This window comes from Rhizobacter sp. P3_B12 (genome assembly GCF_056402895.1).
The window spans coordinates 1-2,596 of record NZ_JBFUGN010000883.1; the positions used below are offsets into that span (position 1 = coordinate 1).

At 69.5% G+C, this 2,596-nt stretch carries 4 protein-coding genes; all 4 read left to right on the plus strand.

Features of this window, described 5'->3' with window-relative positions:
- A partial coding sequence (locus AC1D01_RS29495; RefSeq protein ID WP_477872753.1) for a S1 RNA-binding domain-containing protein occupies nt 1-383 on the plus strand: 383 nt, incomplete at its 5' end.
- Nucleotides 384-453: 70 nt separating this feature from the next.
- Nucleotides 454-1,440, plus strand: coding sequence for an NAD(P)H-quinone oxidoreductase (locus AC1D01_RS29500; RefSeq protein ID WP_477872755.1), 987 nt, complete (start codon nt 454-456; stop codon nt 1,438-1,440).
- Nucleotides 1,441-1,475: 35 nt separating this feature from the next.
- The gene (gene tpiA / locus AC1D01_RS29505; protein ID WP_477872757.1) at nt 1,476-2,216 is read left to right on the plus strand and encodes a triose-phosphate isomerase; all 741 of its coding nucleotides are present in this window, start codon (nt 1,476-1,478) and stop codon (nt 2,214-2,216) included.
- Between the two features lie 33 nt (nt 2,217-2,249).
- The coding region (secG, locus tag AC1D01_RS29510; RefSeq protein ID WP_477872759.1) for a preprotein translocase subunit SecG at nt 2,250-2,596 on the plus strand (347 nt) is incomplete at its 3' end.

A 2,596-nucleotide genomic window follows, 5' to 3' on the forward strand; every position in this document is an offset into this window, starting at 1 on the left:
TCCGTGCGCTGACCGAAGAGACCGGCACCACGATCGACATCGGCGAAGACGGCACCATCACGATCGCGTCGGCCGACTCCGACAAGGCCGCCTACGCGAAGAAGCGCATCGAAGAGATCACCGCCGAAGTGGAAGTGGGCAAGGTCTACGAAGGCCCGATCACCAAGCTGCTCGAGTTCGGTGCGCTGGTCAACCTGCTGCCGGGCAAGGACGGCCTGCTGCACATCAGCCAGATCGCGCACCAGCGCGTCGAGAAGGTCACCGACTTCCTGAAGGAAGGCCAGATCGTCAAGGTCAAGGTGCTCGAGACCGACGAGAAGGGCCGCGTCAAGCTGTCGATGAAGGCCCTGATCGACCGCGACCAGGCGCCTGCGCAGGAGTGATGACCGGCCGCGCGGCCGCTGCGTCTCGACGCGGTGGCCGTGTGGCGGCGTCCTGCCCACCGAGCTTCCGATGAAAGCCATCGCGATCACCACCCCCGGCGCGCCCGACGTGCTGCGCGCCATCGAGCGCGCGGCACCGGTGCCTGCGGTCGGCGAGCTGCTGATCCGCGTCGGCGCATCGGGCGTCAACCGGCCCGACGTGCTGCAACGCAAGGGCCTGTACCCGGTGCCGCCGGGCGCGTCGGACCTGCCGGGGCTGGAGGTCGCGGGCGAGGTGGTCGGTGGCGATGCGGCGGCAATGGCCGAGGCCGGCGTCGCCATCGGCGACCGCGTCTGTGCGCTGGTGGCCGGTGGCGGCTATGCCGAGCTGTGCGTCGCGCCGGTCGGCCAGTGCCTGCCGGTGCCGAAGGGCTTCAGCGACATCGAGGCCGCAAGCCTGCCCGAGACCTTCTTCACCGTCTGGTCGAACGTGTTCGAGCGCGCCCGCCTGCAACCGGGCGAGACGCTGCTGGTGCAGGGCGGCACGAGCGGCATCGGCGTCACCGCGATCCAGCTGGCCCGGGCCTTCGGCGCGCGCGTGATCGCGACGGCCGGCAGCGACGACAAGTGCGCCGCCTGCGTGTCGCTCGGCGCCGACCATGCGATCAACTACCGCACGCACGATTTCGTCGCCGAAGTGCAGCGGGTCACCGACGGCCGCGGCGCCGACGTGATCCTCGACATGGTGGCCGGCGACTACATCGCGCGCGAGCTGCAGTGCCTGGCCGATGACGGCCGCATCGCGCTGATCGCGGTGCAGGGCGGCACGGCCGCGCAGATCGACGCCGGCGCCGTGCTGCGCCGGCGGCTGACCATCAGCGGCTCGACGCTGCGTCCGCGCTCGGTCGCGTTCAAGACCGCGATCGCGAAGGCGCTGCGGCAGCAGGTGTGGCCGTGGCTCGAAGCGGGCCGCGTGAAGCCGGTGATCCACCAGGTGTTCCCGGCGGCGCAGGCGGCCGAGGCCCACGCGCTGATGGAATCGAACCAGCACATCGGCAAGCTGGTGCTCACATGGTGAGTACACAACTGAGCACTGCACAAGGAGCTTCGGGCATGCGTCGCAAACTCGTCGTCGGCAACTGGAAGATGAACGGCAGCCGCGTGGCCAATGCCGAACTGCTGGCCGGGCTGGCAGCGGCCGGCCCGTTCGATGCCGACGTGGCGGTGTGCGCGCCGTTCCCGTACCTGGGCGAGGTCGCGCTGTCGCTGCAAGGCCAGCGCCTGGCGTGGGGCGCACAGGATTGTTCAAGGAACGAGAGCGGTGCCTTCACCGGCGAGGTGTCGGCATCGATGCTGGCCGAGTTCGGCTGCCGCTACGTGATCGTCGGGCACTCGGAGCGGCGTGCGCTGCATGCCGAATCCGACCAACTGGTCGCCGACAAGGCGAAGGCGGCATTGGCCCACAAGCTGACGCCGATCGTCTGCGTCGGCGAGACGCTGGCCGAGCGCGAGGCCGGGCAGACCGATGCGGTGGTCAAGCGCCAGTTGTCGGCGGTGATCCACACGCTCGCGCACTGCATCTCGCAGGTCGTCGTGGCCTACGAGCCGGTGTGGGCGATCGGCACCGGCAAGACGGCGTCGCCCGAGCAGGCGCAGGCGGTGCATGCGCTGCTGCGCGCGCAGTTGCACGCGGCGACGCAGAAATCCGATGAGATGTTGTTGTTGTACGGCGGGAGTGTGAAAGCCGACAACGCCGCCAGCCTGTTTGCCCAAGTCGACATCGACGGCGGGCTGATCGGCGGGGCGTCCCTGAAGGCCGCGGATTTCGCGGCCATATGCAAAGCCGCGGCCTGACCCGCGGACCCTGATTTTTCTGGAGCAAGAACAATGCAAGTGCTGTTGAATTTCGTCGTCGTCATCCAGATGCTGGCAGCCCTGGTCATGATCGGCCTGGTGCTGGTGCAGCACGGCAAGGGGGCCGACATGGGCGCCTCGTTCGGCAGCGGCTCGTCGGGCAGCCTGTTCGGCGCGACCGGCAGCGCGAACTTCCTGTCGCGCTCGACGGCGGTGTGCGCGGCGGTCTTCTTCGTCTGCACGCTGACGCTCGCGTACTTCTCGCACGAGCGCGCGAGCCTGGCGCCGGCGTCGGGCTCGACCATCCTGGATCGTGCGCCCGGCATCGCTGCAAGCGCTCCTGCCGGTGGTGCGTCGGGCGCTGCCGCGATCCCGGCCGA

Excerpts from the sequence above, each read along its gene's own strand:
- tpiA (WP_477872757.1), top strand. The coding sequence starts at position 1,476 with ATGCGTCGCAAACTCGTCGTCGGCAACTGGAAGATGAACGGCAGCCGC.
- AC1D01_RS29500 (WP_477872755.1), top strand. The coding sequence starts at position 454 with ATGAAAGCCATCGCGATCACCACCCCCGGCGCGCCCGACGTGCTGCGC.